This is a genomic window from Soonwooa purpurea (assembly GCF_053891095.1).
This window is the reverse complement of sequence record NZ_JBSSMA010000005.1, coordinates 1-15,652: the sequence shown is the minus strand read 5'-3', so window position 1 is coordinate 15,652 and position 15,652 is coordinate 1. Positions and strand designations below refer to the sequence as shown.

16 protein-coding genes are annotated in these 15,652 nt (G+C 36.3%); 10 read left to right on the top strand and 6 right to left on the bottom strand.

Annotated elements, in window-relative coordinates:
- Window positions 1-15 precede the first annotated feature (15 nt).
- On the bottom strand, window positions 16-1,707 hold the full coding sequence (gene ggt / locus ACVFVN_RS05935; RefSeq protein ID WP_456234604.1) for a gamma-glutamyltransferase: 1,692 nt from the start codon (window positions 1,705-1,707) through the stop codon (window positions 16-18).
- Between the two features lie 148 nt (window positions 1,708-1,855).
- Here ggt and ACVFVN_RS05930 point away from each other — a divergent pair, with 148 nt between their 5' ends.
- On the top strand, window positions 1,856-2,830 hold the full coding sequence (locus tag ACVFVN_RS05930; RefSeq protein ID WP_456234603.1) for a T9SS type A sorting domain-containing protein: 975 nt from the start codon (window positions 1,856-1,858) through the stop codon (window positions 2,828-2,830).
- A 38-nt stretch (window positions 2,831-2,868) separates the two neighbouring features.
- On the opposite strand, the gene ACVFVN_RS05925 is transcribed toward ACVFVN_RS05930, so the two are convergent.
- Window positions 2,869-3,429 (bottom strand): pentapeptide repeat-containing protein, encoded by a 561-nt coding sequence (locus ACVFVN_RS05925; protein ID WP_456234602.1) that lies wholly within the window; start codon window positions 3,427-3,429, stop codon window positions 2,869-2,871.
- Window positions 3,430-3,554: 125 nt separating this feature from the next.
- Between ACVFVN_RS05925 and ACVFVN_RS05920 the strand changes: the two genes are divergently transcribed.
- The gene (locus ACVFVN_RS05920; RefSeq protein ID WP_456234601.1) at window positions 3,555-4,856 is read left to right on the top strand and encodes a glycosyl transferase family 1; all 1,302 of its coding nucleotides are present in this window, start codon (window positions 3,555-3,557) and stop codon (window positions 4,854-4,856) included.
- A 211-nt stretch (window positions 4,857-5,067) separates the two neighbouring features.
- On the opposite strand, the gene tpiA is transcribed toward ACVFVN_RS05920, so the two are convergent.
- From tpiA to ACVFVN_RS05900, 4 genes are read right to left on the bottom strand one after another with little or no spacing between them, the layout of a single operon-like run.
- On the bottom strand, window positions 5,068-5,829 hold the full coding sequence (tpiA, locus tag ACVFVN_RS05915) for a triose-phosphate isomerase (protein ID WP_456234600.1): 762 nt from the start codon (window positions 5,827-5,829) through the stop codon (window positions 5,068-5,070).
- Window positions 5,830-5,850: 21 nt separating this feature from the next.
- Complete coding sequence (locus ACVFVN_RS05910; RefSeq protein WP_456234599.1) at window positions 5,851-6,204, bottom strand: tellurite resistance TerB family protein; 354 nt, start codon at window positions 6,202-6,204, stop codon at window positions 5,851-5,853.
- 3 nt (window positions 6,205-6,207) lie between these two features.
- Window positions 6,208-7,296, bottom strand: coding sequence for a BT_3928 family protein (locus ACVFVN_RS05905; protein WP_456234598.1), 1,089 nt, complete (start codon window positions 7,294-7,296; stop codon window positions 6,208-6,210).
- A gap of 13 nt (window positions 7,297-7,309) precedes the next feature.
- Window positions 7,310-7,846 carry a DUF1599 domain-containing protein gene (locus tag ACVFVN_RS05900; RefSeq protein WP_456234597.1) on the bottom strand — a complete coding sequence of 179 codons (537 nt, stop codon included), beginning with the start codon at window positions 7,844-7,846 and terminating at the stop codon, window positions 7,310-7,312.
- A gap of 125 nt (window positions 7,847-7,971) precedes the next feature.
- Between ACVFVN_RS05900 and folP the strand changes: the two genes are divergently transcribed.
- From folP to ACVFVN_RS05860, 8 genes are all read left to right on the top strand, one after another.
- Window positions 7,972-8,805 (top strand): dihydropteroate synthase, encoded by an 834-nt coding sequence (folP, locus tag ACVFVN_RS05895; protein WP_456234596.1) that lies wholly within the window; start codon window positions 7,972-7,974, stop codon window positions 8,803-8,805.
- Between the two features lie 2 nt (window positions 8,806-8,807).
- Complete coding sequence (locus ACVFVN_RS05890) at window positions 8,808-10,163, top strand: chloride channel protein (protein WP_456234595.1); 1,356 nt, start codon at window positions 8,808-8,810, stop codon at window positions 10,161-10,163.
- Window positions 10,164-10,626: 463 nt separating this feature from the next.
- Complete coding sequence (locus ACVFVN_RS05885; RefSeq protein ID WP_456234594.1) at window positions 10,627-13,053, top strand: GEVED domain-containing protein; 2,427 nt, start codon at window positions 10,627-10,629, stop codon at window positions 13,051-13,053.
- 126 nt (window positions 13,054-13,179) lie between these two features.
- The gene (gene rpsF / locus ACVFVN_RS05880) at window positions 13,180-13,521 is read left to right on the top strand and encodes a 30S ribosomal protein S6 (protein WP_165136997.1); all 342 of its coding nucleotides are present in this window, start codon (window positions 13,180-13,182) and stop codon (window positions 13,519-13,521) included.
- Window positions 13,522-13,548: 27 nt separating this feature from the next.
- Window positions 13,549-13,851, top strand: a complete 303-nt coding sequence (rpsR, locus tag ACVFVN_RS05875; RefSeq protein WP_027382072.1) for a 30S ribosomal protein S18 — start codon at window positions 13,549-13,551, stop codon at window positions 13,849-13,851.
- A gap of 95 nt (window positions 13,852-13,946) precedes the next feature.
- Window positions 13,947-14,459 (top strand): 50S ribosomal protein L9, encoded by a 513-nt coding sequence (gene rplI / locus ACVFVN_RS05870; RefSeq protein WP_456234593.1) that lies wholly within the window; start codon window positions 13,947-13,949, stop codon window positions 14,457-14,459.
- A 106-nt stretch (window positions 14,460-14,565) separates the two neighbouring features.
- On the top strand, window positions 14,566-14,994 hold the full coding sequence (locus ACVFVN_RS05865; RefSeq protein ID WP_456234592.1) for a transposase: 429 nt from the start codon (window positions 14,566-14,568) through the stop codon (window positions 14,992-14,994).
- Between the two features lie 23 nt (window positions 14,995-15,017).
- Window positions 15,018-15,652 (top strand): IS3 family transposase (locus tag ACVFVN_RS05860; protein WP_456234591.1); only part of this gene is annotated, 635 nt, incomplete at its 3' end.

Sequence of the window (15,652 nt, the reverse complement as noted above, 5' to 3'; positions counted from 1 at the left end):
AAAACTTTAAAAAAATTATTCTAGCCCGACAGAATCGTCGCCACGACCATCTGCAACAGCGTGGATGTTATTATTATCATCTACCAAAATCATCTCTGTTCTACCAATCTGGCTGCGACGTTCTATTTTGTAACCCATTTTCTCAAGAGATTTCACAGTGGTTTCAGGAAAATTCTTTTCAACAGCAACCGTCTCTGGCAACCATTGGTGATGGAATTTTGGAGCATTGACGGCAAAGTTGGCATTTAGTCCAAAATCCACAACTGCAACAATCGCCTGGAATACAGAAGTCGGAATAGTTGTTCCACCCGGTGTACCTACCACCATTTTGGCTTTATTATTTTTAAGCAAAATAGTTGGCGCCATAGATGACAACATTCTTTTACCTGCTTTAATAGCATTGGCTTCTCCTCCTACTGCGCCATACATATTGGGAACGCCCGGTTTTATAGAAAAATCATCCATTTCGTTATTCAAGAAAAAACCAGCTCCAGAAACAACAGTTCTACTTCCATAAAGTCCATTTAGCGTTGTCGTTACCGAAACAGCATTGCCTTCTTTATCCAAAATAGAGATATGTGTTGTCTCGGTACTTTCTTGTTGTTGTTCCATAATTTCGCCAACATTTTTGCTTGGCGTAGCTTTATTAGGATGATAGGATTTCCAACGATTTTTGAGATAAGCATCACTAATTAGCATGGCCGTTTGGTCATTAATAAAATCTGGATCGCCCATGTATTCTGCGCGGTCGGCATAAGCGCGACGCTCTGCTTCTATCATAGGCTGCACTGTTTCTATGGCGTTTTGCTGTGGATTTTTGATATTGGCATAGCTGTACATTTTCAGCATTTGCGCTAGTAAAATTCCGCCACTGGAAGGCAAAGGCATTGCGACAACCTTGTGACCTTTATAATCAAAAACAAGAGGTTTTCGTTCTTTGGTTTTATAATTTTTAAGATCAGTCAAAGAAACAATTCCGTTTCCCAGTTTCATTTCGTTAACAATCATTTGGGCTGTTCGGCCTTCATAAAACTCCTTCTCACCATTGTTCTGAATACGTTTCAACGTTTCAGCTAATTCTTTTTGAATAAGAATATCGCCAGCTTTCCAAGATTCATTTTTAACAAAGACTGTTTGATTTTTATTATGTTTTAAAAACTCTTCTTTATACATATTAAGCAAGTCGGCTTCTTGCTCTGTAATTGCAAAACCCTGCTCAGCCAAATCAATAGCTGGTTGAATTAATTTATCAAAACTCAATTTGGCATAAGGCATGCTTGCAAACATTCCGGAGATACTTCCTGGCACCCCAACCGCTAATCTCCCATTTTGAGAAAGATCTGTATCAGCATTTCCATTTTTGTCCCAATACATATCGAAAGATGCTTTTGCAGGCGCTGTTTCCCGAAAGTCTAGGGCGATTTTGTTTCCATCTTTGGTTGTTGCCACCAAAAAACCGCCACCGCCAATATTTCCAGCTTGAGGATAAACCACAGCCAAAGCCAATTGGGTTGCAATAACCGCATCAAAAGCATTACCGCCTTGCTTCAGAATTTTGGCGCCCATTTCGCTTGCCAAAGGATGCGCCGAAACAACAACACCTTTCTGTTTGACTTTAACTTCTTTTATAATGTTAATATCGGTAAACTGTCCAGAAGCTCCTTCAAAACAAAGAAGTGTAACTGCTATAATTAATTTAAATTTCATTGTATTCATTATTTAAAACAAATTTAAAAATAACAATATTATAATAATTATCTATAACAATAACGCATTTAATAATTATTTTAAATAATAAATACAACATATGTAACAAATATTTACATTTGATATACAATTATAAAATCAAAATCACATGAAAAAAACTTTACTCTCTACAATTGCTTTATTAAGCTTATCATTGGGCGCACAAAGCTTCTCTAATGGAGACATTAGCACAGGAAACACTACTTCTAACGGTGGCTCGACTGCGCCAACAGGTTACACATGGAGCGAGCTACAAAGTGTTGGTGGTCTTACAAACACCACACTAGGAACTGGTGGAATTTACAGCAGCACAGGTGCCGATTTTAAACTTGCAGACGATTTCACAGTTCCAGCAGGAGAAAAATGGACCATAAGTTCTGTTGACGTTTTTCTTTATCAAACTGGTTATAATGCTAGCACGCCTCCTATTGATAATATGAGAATGCAAATTTTAAACAATGCTCCAGATACTGGAACAGTGGTTATAGGCAATATGACAACTAATGTATATAACGCCTCTGCAAGCCAAGACGCAAAAATGTACAGAATAGGCAATAACAATTCTGGCACTACACGGAAAATCTGGAAAACACGAGCTAATCTTTCTGGAGAGCTGCAACCAGGCACATATTGGCTAGAATACCAAGTACACGCAACTAATGATGGCAGTATATTTTTCCCAGCCGTGACAATCCCTGGTGTATTAGACCAATCGTCTTGGAATGCGATGCAAAGTAATGCTGGATCTTGGGCACAATTAGCTGATGGAGGTAGCGGAGCAAATATAGATTTCCCATTTGTTATCACTTATACTGTAACAGATCTAGGTACTTCAGAAATCCGTCAGTATGACAGCCGCATCAGCATATATCCAAATCCTACGACAGAGTATTTCAAACTTAATCTGCCAGAGGAATCTTTAACAAAAAATACAAAAGTGGAATTATATGACACAGCTGGAAGATTAGTAAAATCTTTTGGACTAGAAAAAGAATATAAAATATCCGATCTAAAAAATGGTATTTATATGATAAAAATAAACGACGGTAAAAACATTAAAGTAACCAAACTCATCAAAAATTAAACATTAATATTAAAAAGAGCCGGCAAGTCTGTCGGCTTTTATTTTATTACAATATCCAAATGTTGCAATAATCCCAAAACATTCTCTCGCGAAAACTTCGCTTTTTTAACATTATTTTCTTCTGGATTAATTACAAAATTAAAGGCTTCCCCAAAATCTACAGACTCTAAATTTGAATTTAAAAAAATAGCAGCCTTGAAATTACAGTCATTAAATTTTAATTTAACCAAATTAGCTTCCGTAAAATCGACGTCTTCAAAATCAGTTTCCTCAAAACGGCATTTTCTCAAATCCATTTGGTAAAAAGAAGCATGTGTCAACAGTGACATTTTCACATCAATGGAAAACCCAAACTGATTGCAATCTTCAAATCGCAAACCCAACATTTTACAATTCTGAAATTCAACCTCGCGCAAAGCCGTATCACCCAATTTAGCAAGACTCAAATTACAATCGACAAAACGACATTGTGAAAATTTGAAGCCCGAAAAATTAAAATCTGAAAAATCGCAACCCACGAAGTCACATTGCTCATAATCGGCTTTTACAATTTCTAAAAAATTATTTTTTGTGAAGCTTTCATCGGAAAAATAATTCATCTGCATTTAATAACTTATTTATAATTTTAAAGTCCAAAAATTTTTAATATTTAAGTTTAAATTAGGGACAATATCAAAAAACAGGTAAATTTACCAAATTGATATTACGAAGCCTCAATCTTGGAATGAAAATCTCAAAAAAAGTATTAATTATCACTTATTATTGGCCTCCTGCGGGCGGCCCAGGCGTACAGCGTTGGCTAAAATTCTCGAAATACCTTCCTAACTTTGGATGGCAACCCATTATCTACACGCCCGAAAACCCTAGTTATCCGATTGTTGACGAAACTTTATTAAAAGACATTCCTGAGAATATAGAAATTGTACGAACCAAAATTTGGGAGCCTTACCAATTGGCAGAAAAATTCAGTAAAGGCAATAAAAAATTTAAAGCTGGGCAGTTCGATGTGGGCAACAATCAATCTTTGATGTCGAAGCTTTCGATTTTTGTACGAGGAAATTTTTTCATTCCAGATGCACGAAAATTTTGGGTAAAACCTTCTATTTCGTTTTTGAAAAAATACCTTGAAGAACATCATATTGACTGCATTGTAACAACTGGTCCACCCCACTCGTTGCACCTTATTGGACTTGGTCTGAAAAAAGAAATCCCAAAGCTCAAATGGATTGCAGATTTCCGTGATCCTTGGACGGAAATCTCCTATTATAAACATCTGAAGCTTACAAAATCTTCGGATGAAAAGCATAGAAACCTAGAAAAATTGGTTTTCCAAACGGCAGATTTGACGCTTGCGACAAGCTATACCGATGCCAAAAATTTTAAAAAATCAGGAGCTAACGCGGTTTGTATTACCAATGGTTTTGATAATATGTTGAGCAATGATTTGAAATCGAAAACTAAAAAATTCACGCTAAGTTATATTGGCGTTTTGGAACAGCTTCGAAACCCCGAAAATGTATGGAAAGCTTTAGAAAATTTGGTCGCAACAAATCCTGATTTTAAAAATGATTTTGAATTAAAATTCGTTGGCCGATTAGACGATAAAATCGCTGTTGATTTTGAAAAAAGCAAATTAAATAAGAATATTCAGAATTTGGGTTATTTGCCTCATCAAAAGTCATTTGAGGAAATGCAAAATTCTGACCTTCTGCTAATCACCAATTTCCCAGATGAAAAATCACGCGGTATAATTCCTGGAAAATTGTTCGAATATCTGGCCACAGGAAATTCTATTTTATCGATTGGGCCTAAAGCTGCCGATGTAGAACGCATACTTAATGAAACACAATCTGGGCAACATTTCGATTATCAAAGTGTTGAAGAAATAAAAGATTTTGTTCTCAACCGATACGCGCAATGGCAGTCTAGTCAAACTAACGAAAGCCAATCGAATATAGAAAAGTTCTCCCGAAAAAATTTAACAAAAGAACTGGCTTTTCAATTAAATCAATTGGTTTCTAAATAAAAGACAAATCCCGCGTGAGAGCGAAGCGCATTGTCGGAGCTCGTTTTTTTGTGAAGGTGGCTGAGCGGCACCGAAGACCCGAACAAAAAAACAGCGACTGCGCGAAGACCGACCCGCTTGTTTTGAAATGGAAAAAGCCTTCTCAGTTTTTTTCAAAACTGAGAAGGCTAAGCTTGGAAAAACAAAGGGACACGCCCAAAGTTTATTTATTTTAAGGATTAAAACCTTCGATAATTTTTGAAAAATCTTCTATTTTAAGCGCTGCACCGCCGATAAGTCCGCCGTCGATATCTGGCTGCGAGAAAATCTCTTTCGCGTTATCTGGCTTAACCGACCCGCCATATAAAATTGAAATTTCGTCCGCGACGTCTTGTCCATATTTGGAAGCGATAAGGCTTCTGATGTGTGCGTGGATTTCCTGCGCTTGTTCTGGTGTTGCGGTTTCGCCAGTCCCAATCGCCCAAACAGGCTCGTAAGCGATAACCACTTTTTTGATTTCGTCAGCTGACAAGGTGAAAAGTGCGACTTCGGTTTGATTTTTCACCACTTCGAAATGTTGTCCTGCTTTGCGTTGTTCTAGCGTTTCACCATTGCAATAAATCGGTGTTAAACCCGCATCCAAAAGCGCTTTTACTTTTCTGTTAGCGTGGCTGTCTGTTTCGCCATGGTATTGGCGACGCTCCGAGTGTGACACCAAACTCCCATCGATACCGATAGAATCAATCATATCTACAGAAATTTCTCCTGTATAAGCGCCGCTTTGGTATTCTGAAACGTCTTGTGCAAAGACACCAATTTCAGCATTTTTGAAAACTTGTTTCGCGGTAGTCAAATACAAAGCAGGTGGCGCAATGTACACGTCACAGTTAGTCGAATTGCTTTTTTTGTATTCTAAAAGTTGAAGCATTAAAGCTTCTGCATCTGCAAAATTTTTGTTCATTTTCCAGTTACCTGCAACAATGTTTTTTCTCATTTTATCTTTTAATTAAATTTATTATCGATCCATTTTCCAGATGGTTTTCATCATGGTATAATATTGATGTTCTACTCTAGAAACGTCGTGATCGGCTTTGATTAATTTCTTAGCAAAAGCACGGAATTCCTCACGTTCTGCAGGTGTAGAGTCATCGTAAAAACATCTTGCGTGAAACTCGAAATGATCTTTCCAATCACTCGGTTGCAAGCTTGCAATAACGTCTAACTCGTTATCCAAATTTAAACGAAACGGAAACTCTTCTGACAAATATTCTAAAATGACTTTCTCTTCTTCGGGACTGAATTTATAATCTACCGCCGATAATAACATCAGCATGTGATAACCCGCTATGGATTTATTTGATTTATGCATATTTTATTTTTGATATTCTTCTAGATAATCTTTGGCGCCAAGCTTTTCAACGATTTTTCCTTTTTCTAAAACTAAAACAAAAGGATTGCTTCTGGCAATGGTTTTTATAGCCACCTCATCCATCATAAGATTTGGGATTTTATTAAAGAAATCTTGTTGCGTGGATACGCCATATACTTTTGCAAAGCGATCGTGCATGACAAGATTTTGCACTTCTGCCACCAACTGCGTCGATGCTTCTTTTGGTTTGTAAACAAATACCAAAATCGCTTTTGGCTCAGCCAAAATTTGTGCTGTGATATCTTCGCCATTTGGGGTTTCGAGTCTTAATTTTTTAATTTCAGAATCATAACCTTGCTTAACAATTTCGGAAGTTGTTTTGCCTTCTTCAATTTGCCAGCTTGTATCTTGCCAATATTTTTTGTTGATATATTCGTCTTGATCTACTTTTTTAACTTCTCCTGTTTTAGAGTTTTTAATTGAATAAAAGGTTTTATAAATCGATGGATCGCTGTCTATCTTTTGACGTTCTGCATTGAGATCCGTACCAATTTTGTAAGCTCGAAAATCAATTAATGGTTCATGCGTAATGCCGCGATACATCACATAAATCATTATTAAAATAAAAATTCCTAAAATTGGCATTTTTACACAACCAATATCATTTTTTTCTTGATAATTTTTATATAAAAAAACTAAAATAATTAAGCCAACAAGCAGCGCAATATCTTTCCAAAAGGACTGCCAAGGCGTCATTTTCATCGCATCGCCAAAACATCCACAATCGGTAACGACATTATAATAAGCTGAATAAAAAGTTAAAAAACCAAAGAAAACACACAGGGCAATCAAGGCATAAAGTGTGGCTTTCAAGCGGATTTTCATAAGTAGCATAAATCCTAATGCCAATTCTAAAACGACAACCAAAGTTGCCAAATGCAACGCGTATTGCTCAAAAAAAGCTAAGTTGAAAACCGAAGGTGAAAAATATTCTTCCAACTTAAAGGAAAAGCCTTTAAGATCCACGGCTTTTACAAAACCTGATGCAATAAAAATAAGCGCAATTATGTAGCGTAATAGTCTTTTCAACATAGTTTAGTTTTTTTTAAGATGAATATTTTATCAAACAGAAAACGGCATAATTTAGCATATCAAAATAATTAGCATCCAAACCTTCTGACACCAACGTTTTTCCTTGATTATCTTCTATTTGTTTTGTTCTTAATACTTTTTGATAAATTAAATCGGTGATAGAGCTGATTCTCATGTCGCGCCAGGCTTCACCATAATCGTGATTTTTGCGTTCCATAAGTTCTTTAGCTTCATTCGCATATTTATCGTAAAGCGCCATAATCTCGATAGGATTAGCATTTAACTCATCAGAAAAACCTTTCTCCAATTGTATCAATGCAATTATGGAATAATTAACAATGGCAACCAACTCATCTTTTTCGTCCTCGTCAACCATTTTAACATCTGTCATCTGTAAAGTCCGAATACGATTAACTTTTATAAAGATTTGATCCGTGATAGAACTTGGTCTCAAAACGCGCCAAGCCGATCCGTAATCTGTAAGTTTTTTTTCAAAAAGATCTCGGCAGTTTTTGATAACTTCCTCAAACTGCATCGATGTATTTGCCATAAAATTGAGTTATTTTCCAAAGATACAAATTTTCGTCAATCGCTAAAGATGACAATTATCCTTAATCTTAGAAGGAAGTTAACGAATTGGTTGGCATTACAAAACTCGTTTTATAAATTTGTGATATGAAGTTTTCAGCACCTACCTTCCCTCAACCTAAAACATTCAGCATCAATTGCAATGGTCGTCTTGTTGATTTGACCAAGCCCAAAATTATGGGTATTCTTAATTTGACGCCAGATTCTTTTTCGGACGGTGGAAAATTTAATAACGACAATCTCGCTTTACAACACGCCGAACAGCTTATAAAAGACGGCGCAGAAATTATTGATATTGGCGCACAATCTACGCGACCTAATTCTACATTTCTTACAGCCGAGGAAGAAATCAAACGTTTGGGAAATATAATTTCGAGTATTAAAAAAGAATTTCCTGACATCCTGATTTCGTTAGACACATTCTACGGAAAAGTTGTCGAATATGGCTACAATGAAGGCATCGATATCGTCAATGATATTTCGGCGGGACAGTTTGATGACAATATGCTAACTCAGGTTGCAAAAACTGAATTACCCTACATCCTCATGCACATTAACTCAAGTTATGAAAAGATGCACGAAAAACCGCATTATGATGATATTATTTTAGAATTAAATCGTTTTTTCTTTTCTAAAATTTCAGAATTAAAACATCTCGGAATTAAAGATATTATTCTGGATCCTGGTTTTGGATTTTCAAAAACCCAAGAAAACCAATTGCAGATTATTGACGAGTTGGAATATATTGGTTTTGGCGATTACCCTATCTTAATTGGAATTTCAAGAAAATCTTTCATCTATAAACCTTTAGGAAAAACACCTTTAGAAATAAATAACGAAATGGCGGAACTTCATCAAAAGCTTTATCAAAAAGGTGCAAAAATCTTTCGCGTTCACGAACCTGCTTTGCTAAGATTTTAAACATGAAAAAAATCTTCAACCACATACGGCTTATATTAAAACGCTCTTTCGACAACATCCGAAATGAACAGCTAAAACACAATCTTCTACAAGCTATTCCTTTTTGGATTGGCTCGGTGATTACAGGTTTTTTTGCGGTGATGTATGCCAAAATTTTCTCTTGGGGAGAAGAGCTCATGACTTTCATAGTCAACTGGAATGACTGGATGATTTTCATCTTAGCACCTGTTGGATTTGTATTATCTTGGTGGTTGGTTAAAGAATTTGCGCCTTATTCCAAAGGCTCTGGAATTCCGCAAGTTATGGCAGCTATCGAAATGGCAAATCCCAAAGAGCACAACAAAATAAAACACCTTTTAAGTATTAAAATTTTAATCTTAAAAATTATTTCTTCGGTGGTATTGGTTATCGGTGGTGGCGCTATCGGCCGCGAAGGTCCTACAATCCAAATCGCGGGTTCTATTTTTCGAAAAGTCAACGAATACCTACCCGCATGGTATCCTAAAATCTCCAAAAAAAATATGATTATGACGGGCGCCGCCGCAGGTTTAGCCGCTGCCTTCAACACGCCTTTAGGGGGCATTGTTTTCGCAGTTGAAGAACTCACCAAAACCCACATTAATTATTTCAAAACCGCTTTGTTTACCGCTGTTATTATCGCTGGACTTACTGCACAGACTTTAGCAGGCTCTTATCTTTATTTAGGCTATCCAAAAACAAACGACATTTCGTTAAGCGTTATATTACCCGTTATTTTAGTTGCTTGTATATCAGGAATATTTGCAAGTCAACTTTCGGTCATCATGCTTAAAATAAATGCTTGGAAAAAACGATTAAAAACCGACAGAGCTAATATTATTTTTCTTGTTGTTACAGCATTAATTATTGCTTGTATCGCTTATTTTATAAATCGGGAAGTTTTAGGTTCGGGAAAAGAAATTATGGAACGCGTACTTTTCACCCATAACAAACATGAAGATTGGTACGTTCCTTTTCTCAGAATGATTGGCCCCGCTTTAGCCTTTACTTCTGGTGGCGCAGGCGGGATATTCGCTCCTGCACTATCTGCTGGAGCCAGCTTAGGATCCGTAATTTCTGGAATTATCCATCTTAGCCCACACGAAACCAATGTGGTAATCCTTGCAGGAATGGTTGCTTTTTTAACAGGTATTACACGCGCTCCGTTTACAGCGGCCATTATTGTTCTGGAAATGACAGACCGACATTCTTTAATATTTTATCTCATGTTAGCTGGCATGATGTCATCGATCGCTTCTATTTTGGTAAGTCGTCATTCGTTGTATGAAGAACTAAAAATTAGTTTCTTAAAGGATCTACGTACAAAAAGCCAAAACTAGTAAGACTTAGATATTACATAAATATCGATACCGTTTAATAAAACTCTTTCTTAATACCTATGTAAGAAAGTCCTTGTGGCTATTTGCTAATACAAAAAATAAAAATCTAAATTTTAAAAACGATGACGTTATCAACCGATGTATAAGACATCAGACATAATCAATTTATTAAAAGCTGCATTAATATTGGTAGTTTAAGAAAATTTTAAATTAAGACTTTCAAAAACAAATACCAATCAAAACCAAATACAAGTTAATAAAACATTATAATCCATAAAAATAACATATTTAATTAAAAATAAACATTAATCATAAAATACAGTGTTTAATTACATACAAATAACAAAAAAGACCAATAAAACAAACAATTATTAATTTTTTTTTATTTTTTTATGACTCAATTTGTATTTTAATTTTTTTTTAATATATTTGAAAATCACAAAACCAAAAAAATTAAATTATTATGAAAAAAGTTTTACTATCGTGTTTTGTAGCACTAGGAGTCACCACTTCCGCCCAAACGGTGCTATTCGAAGACAGCTTCGAAAATTACACGGATTTTGCAATTGCAAATGTAGGCAACTGGACCTTAAGAGACGTTGATGGGAAAACCACTTATGGCTTCTCAGGAATTCAGTTCGCAAACAGTGGAGTGGCAAAATCCTTCCAGGTTTTCAACTCAACCACCACAACACCTCCCATGACAGCATCAGCTAGCTCTGACTGGACTGGTAGAACGGGGAACAAAATGATGGTAAGCTTTGCCGCAACCGCTACTCCATGGAATAACGACTGGATGATTTCGCCTTCAGTAGCCATTCCAGCAGGATCTGGTGCAGAAGTTAGCTTCTGGGGAAAATCATGTGACTCCGAATATGGTAACGAGAAGTTCCGTGTATACGTTTCCACAACAGGAACGCAGGTAGCCGATTTTACAGCACTTGGTGCCGTAGTTTCTTCGCCTTCCGACTCTCAGTGGCATCAATACACTTACGACCTTAGTCAATACGCTGGACAAACAATCCACATTGCTATCCAATGTACATCTCAAGATCAATTTGGTTTTGCTGTAGATGATTTCAAAGTAGTTAGCATGGCGGCACAAACAGAAGCTCCAAACTGCCCTACGCTTACAGCACCAGCTAATGGTAACCAAGCTGTACCAGTTAACCCACCTGCAACATTATCATGGACAGCAGCATCAACGGGTGGTGTAGCAAGTAGCTATGACGTTTATTTCGGTACAACCCCTAACCCAACAACATTATTAGGAAACGTCACATCAACAAGCATTCCAACATCAGCATTAGCGCCTTTAACAACTTATTATTGGAAAGTCGTTTCTAAAAACAATATTGGTTCTGCAACAGGATGTTCAGAATTCAGTTTCAAAACCGCTGATGCTAATCCTCCAGGTTGCGTTACAAATGTTACACCTGCTAATGGTGCAACTGGTGTAGCAGCTCCTACAACTCCTATTTCTTGGACAGCTCCTACAACAGGAGGCACACCTACATCTTATGATATCTATTGGGGAGCTACAGAGTCTACAATGACAAAACTAGGCTCAACAGCAAATCTTACAGTTAATATCACAGGTACGCAATTCAGCACAACATATTATTGGAAAGTAGTAGCCATCAATGCTGATGGCAGCGCAACAGATTGTCCTGCATACTCGTTAACAACTGCACCAAGTCCAGTTGCACCTTATTGCGGTCCATTAGCATTTACTTATTCTGAACCAATCACTAAAGTAACTTTTGCTGATCTTACAAATTCTTCACCGGCAGCGACAACATCACCAGCACACGAAGCATTCTTAGACAAAATTGCTAATGTTACAAAAGGTGAGACCTATACAATGACTCTTGAAGGTAATACCAACGGGAATTACAAAGCAAGATTTGTAGTTTATGCTGACTGGAATAACGACCACACTTTTGATCCAACAACAGAAACTTATGTTGTACAAGGAGTATTAGAGAGCTCAACAGGTGCAGATGGCAAAAGCGTAAGTATCGACATCCCAGTACCAGCAGATGCTGTAACAGGTAACACGCGTTTAAGAATTAAGAAAACTTACGGAGCTAACCCTTACCTTGACCCATGTGTAACAGGAACAAGTTTTGGTCAGGCAGAAGACTACACGCTTAAAATTGCAGGAACAACACCTCCTGTAACTTATTGTGAAGTTAGTCTTGAATGTAATGATGGAGACTTAATTACTAATGTAACTTTTGCTGGAATCAACAACGATTCAGCTTGTGGAACAAATGGATACAGCGATTATAGTTCTTCTGTAGCCGCAGCTTCAGTTCTTGCAGGCCAAACTTATCCAATTTCTGTAACAGTTGGTGATGGTTGGTACGAAAGAGTAGCTGGATGGATTGACTATAACAACAATGGCGTATTCGAGAGCTCAGAATATCTAGGCGAAATTGGAGATGGTGGAACAGGAGTTACTACATCTGGAACAGTAACCATCCCAGCAAACACAGTAGCTGGTAATTACAGAATGAGATTAGTAGTTACTGCCGCTGGTAGTGATAACACTGCAACAGACAACCCTTGTTTATTCGAAGATCCAGAAGTAATCTTTGGAGAATATGAAGACTATACAGTAGCAGTAGGTACAATGGCAGTTAATGATATTAACAAAGCTAAAGTACAAGTTTATCCTAACCCAGTAGTTGATGTATTAAAAGTAAACAGCGTTTCTAATGCTAAGTCTATCAAAGTATATGACATGAATGGTAAAATAGTTGCTAACCAAGCTGCAAAAGCTACAGCTAACGAAGTTAATATGTCAAGAATGACACCAGGAACTTACGTAGTAGTAGTTGAAACAGAAAATGGAGCAGACACTATTAAAGTAATCAAAAAATAACATTTGAAAACTTATATTAATATGAATCCCGCAATTATTTGCGGGATTTTTTCATTTACGTATTCGTTCATTAAAAAAAAGTTATATCTTTGCAACTCGAAATAATTAACCAATTAATTAATCATTATGAACAATTACGAAACTGTTTTCATTTTAACTCCCGTTCTATCTGATGCACAGGTGGAGGAAGCAGTGAAAAAATTTGAAGACCTTTTAAAAGAAAAAGGTTGCGAAATCGTTGCTAAAGAAAAATGGGGTCTTAAGAAATTAGCTTACCCAATCCAATTGAAAAAGAATGGATTCTATACTTTGATTGAGTTCAAAGGTGAAGGAGACGTTGTAGCTGACTTAGAATTAGCTTTCAAACGTGACGAAAGAATTATCCGTTACTTAACTACAAAATTGGATAAGCACGCTGTAGAATATGCTGTAACTAGAAGAGCAAAAGTAAAAGCAGCTAAAGCTTAATTTATTAACCCTTAAAATTAAAAAGACATGGCAATAGATGATATGGCAAAACAAGCCTCAGCTGGTGGAGAATCTGAAGTAAAATTCTTAACACCACTTGATATCAATACAAAATCTGAAAAGAAATATTGTAGATTCAAAAAATTCGGAATTAAGCATGTAGATTATAAAGATGCTGATTTCTTATTACAATTCGTGAACGAGCAAGGTAAAATTTTGCCAAGACGTTACACAGGAACTTCTCTTAAATACCAAAGAAAAGTATCTGCAGCTATCAAAAGAGCTAGACATTTAGCTTTAATGCCTTACGTAGCAGATTTATTAAAATAATATTAACATTGGTTGTTGGTTTATAGTTTTTGGTTGTTGGTTTTCTAACTTCTAATTTCTAAAATCTAACTTCTCAACAAAAGGACATCAACAAAATGGAAATTATCCTTAAAAAAGACATAGAAAACTTAGGACTTGAGTTCGATACAGTAAACGTAAAACCAGGTTATGCAAGAAACTTCTTGTTACCTCAAGGTTTAGCACTTTTAGCAACTCCAAAAAACAAAGCTGCTTTAGAAGCTACTTTAGAAGCTAGAAAAGAAGAAGAAGCTAAATTAATCGCTGCTGCTAACACTATCGTTGAAAAATTAAAGAAAACTACTGTTACTATCGCTGCTAAAGTAGGTTCTGGTGACAAACTTTTCGGTTCTATCAATAATATTAACCTTTCTGAAGAATTGGCTAAAGCAGGTGTTATCGTAGATAAAAAATATATCAAAATTCCTGGTAATACTATCAAGAGAACAGGTAAATTTGAAGCGCTTATCAGACTTCACAGAAATGTTGAGTACAATTTCGCATTCGATGTTGTATCTGACGCGCCAGTAGTTGAAGCGCCAAAAGCAGCTCCTGCTAAAGTTGAAGAAACTAAATCAGAAGAAGCTTAATGCTTAGATTTAAAACATAAAAAAAACCTCCAAATATTTGGAGGTTTTTTTATTGATAATAAATGTCCCGTCCTGAAATAGCGATACAAAAAAAATAATCGTTATTATGGAAGAAAGAAACAATTATGTCAAACGCACTCAGCGCGATTACAGTATGTCTTTTAAGTTGAACGTTGTAAAAGAAATCGAGTCTGGGGAACTCTCTACCTCTGTTGCTTGCCGAAAATATGGCATCCAAGCCCGAAGCACAGTTGTGAGTTGGCTCAGAAAATTTGGTACCTTTGATTGGGAGAACCAATCCCCATCGCATATGCCAAAGTCACCAGAACAAAAGATCATGGAGCTTGAAGCTCAAGTAAAGCTTTTGCAAAAGCAGAAGGCTTTCCTTGAGAAACAGGCTTATGTGGCTGATAAAAAAGCCATTATTTTCGATATGATGATTAACCTTGCCGAAGAGGAATATCAAATTGATATACGAAAAAACTCACCACCCGAACTATCGAATCTTTCCGAAAGGAACAAAAAGAAACCATAAGTTTCTCCTGTGAATTGTTCGGGGTGGACCGACAGGTTTATTATCGTCATTTGAAACGAAGAGCAAAGCGGCAACAAAATGCACAGCAGGTTGTGGATTGGGTAGCAGAGCTGCGAATGATTCATCCAAAAATGAGAGGAAAGAAACTGTATTTTCTTTTGAAAGAGAAGCTTGAAAACTTAAAAATTGGCAGAGACAAATTCTTTGACATCTTAAGAGCCAACCATTTGCTAATCATTCCTAAAAGAAGTTATCACAAAACTACCAATTCGTATCATCGTTTTAAAAAACATAAAAATTTGATTAAAGATTATCAATACAAAAAGCCTAATAATGTTTGGGTATCAGACATAACTTACTTGGGAAACAGAGAAAACCCAGCCTATTTAAGCTTGATAACCGATGCTTATTCCAAGAAAATCGTAGGCTTTGATGTGTCGGATTCTTTGGCTACAGCATCTTGTTTAAATGCTCTAAAAATGGCATTGGAAAAAGAAAACCCGAAGAGTCTTATTCATCACTCAGACAGAGGTTTACAATATTGTTCCGATGATTATCAAAAGCTATTGAAAAAGCATAAAATCCGTTGTAGTATGACACAAGAATCAGATCCTTATGAGAATGCCATAGCCGAAAGAATCAATGGAATTTTAAAACA